Source organism: Lonsdalea quercina (assembly GCF_900107885.1).
Taxonomy (GTDB): domain Bacteria; phylum Pseudomonadota; class Gammaproteobacteria; order Enterobacterales; family Enterobacteriaceae; genus Lonsdalea; species Lonsdalea quercina.
Genome location: NZ_FNQS01000026.1, coordinates 1 through 2,369, shown reverse-complemented (window position 1 = coordinate 2,369; position 2,369 = coordinate 1). Strand labels below are relative to the sequence as shown.

The 2,369-nt window shown below is 63.1% G+C and carries 1 protein-coding gene; it reads right to left on the bottom strand.

Annotation, left to right across the window (positions count from 1 at the left end; genetic code table 11):
* Window positions 1-2,369 (bottom strand): Ig-like domain-containing protein (locus BLU64_RS16895; protein ID WP_139171542.1); only part of this gene is annotated, 2,369 nt, incomplete at both ends.

Sequence of the window (2,369 nt, the reverse complement as noted above, 5' to 3'; positions counted from 1 at the left end):
GCGATATTGACGGTGTTGTCACCGGTCACATCGTCGATGGTGATGGAGGCTTCCGGCGCGGCGGTATCAACGGCATAGCTGTGGTCAGCACCGGCAGTCGTGGCGTTGCCAGCACCGTCGGTAGTGGTCACTTCCGCGTGGATCTGGCTGTTACCGGCCAGCACCTCGCCCGGCACGGAGACGCTCCACACGTTGCCGTTGTCCGACGCAGTGACGGTGGTCTGGTAAGCCTGATCGCCGATGGTCACGGTCACCGTATCGCCCACCTGCACGTCGTTGCCGACGCGGCCGGTGATGGCCTGCGGCTGTCCCGCTTCCGCGATATTCACGGTGTTGTCTGCCGTCACATCATCAATGGTGATGGACGCTTCCGGTGCGGCGGTATCGACGGCGTAGCTGTGGTCAGCACCAGCGGTAGTGGCATTGCCTGCACTATCGGTAGTGGTGACTTCCGCGTGGATCTGGCTGTTACCGGCCAGCACCTCGCCCGGCACGGACACGCTCCATACGTTGCCGCTATCGGAGGCGGTCACCGTAGTCTGGTATGTCTGATCGCCGATGGTCACGGTCACCGTATCGCCCACCTGCACGTCGTTGCCGACGCGACCGGTCACGTTCTGGTTCTGACCTGCTTCGGCAATGTTCACCGTGTTGTCGGCCGTCACATCGTCGATGGTGATCGAGGCTTCCGGCGCGGCGGTATCGACCGCGTAGCCATGATCGGCAGATGCCGTGGTCGGGTTACCCGCCGCATCCGTGGTGGTGACTTCGGCATGAATTTCATTGTTACCGGCCAGCACGTCGCCCGGCACGCTGACACTCCACACATTGCCGTTGTCCGACGCAGTGACGGTGGTCTGGTAAGCCTGATCGCCGATGGTCACGGTCACCGTATCGCCCACCTGCACGTCGTTGCCGACGCGACCGGTCACATTCTGGTTCTGTCCCGCTTCGGCGATATTGACGGTGTTGTCACCAGTGACGTTATCGATAGTGATGGACGCTTCCGGCGCGGCGGTATCAACGGAGTAACCGTGGTCTGCCGCGGCAGTGGTCGGGTTACCGGCCGCATCCGTGGTGGTCACTTCCGCGTGGATCTGCGCGTTACCAGCCAGTACCTCGCCCGGCACGCTCACGCTCCATACGTTGCCGTTATCGGAGGCGGTGACGGTGGTCTGGTACGACTGATCGCCAATGGTCACGGTGACCGTATCGCCGACCTGCACGTCGTTGCCGACGCGACCGGTCACATTCTGGTCCTGTCCCGCTTCCGCGATATTCACCGTGTTATCACCGGTGACGTTATCGATAGTGATGGACGCTTCCGGTGCCGCCGTATCAACGGAGTAACCGTGGTCGGCAGATGCCGTGGCCGGGTTACCGGCCGCATCCGTGGTAGTCACTTCCGCGTGGATCTGGCTGTTACCGGCCAGCACGTCACCCGGCACGCTGACGCTCCACACGTTGCCGTTATCGGAGGCGGTGACGGTGGTCTGGTACGACTGATCGCCAATGGTCACGGTGACCGTGTCGCCCACCTGCACGTCGTTGCCCACACGGCCAGTCACATTCTGGCTCTGACCGGCTTCGGCGATATTGACGGTGTTATCACCGGTGACGTTATCGATAGTGATGGACGCTTCCGGCGCGGCCGTATCGACCGCATAACCGTGGTCGGCAGATGCCGTGGTCGGGTTACCCGCCGCATCCGTGGTGGTCACTTCCGCGTGGATCTGGCTGTTACCGGCCAGCACGTCGCCCGGCACGCTCACGCTCCACACATTACCGTTATCGGAGGCGGTCACCGTGGTCTGGTAGGCCTGGTCGCCGATGGTCACGGTCACCGTGTCGCCCACCTGCACGTCGTTACCGACGCGACCGGTGATGGCCTGCGGCTGTCCCGCTTCGGCCATATTCACCGTGTTATCACCGGTCACATCGTCGATGGTGATGGAGGCTTCCGGTGCCGCCGTATCGACCGCGTAGCCGTGATCGGCAGATGCCGTGGTCGGGTTACCGGCCGCATCCGTGGTGGTCACTTCCGCGTGGATCTGGCTGTTACCGGCCAGTACCTCGCCCGGCACGCTGACGCTCCATACGTTGCCGTTGTCCGACGCGGTGACGGTAGTCTGGTATGCCTGATCGCCGATGGTCACGGTCACCGTGTCGCCGACCTGCACGTCGTTGCCGACGCGACCGGTCACGTTCTGGTTCTGACCCGCTTCGGCAATGTTCACCGTGTTGTCGGCCGTCACATCGTCGATAGTGATGGAGGCTTCCGGCGCGGCGGTATCGACCGCGTAGCTGTGGTCAGCACCGGCAGTCGTGGCGTTGCCTGCACCATCGGTAGTGGTCACTTCCGCGTGGAT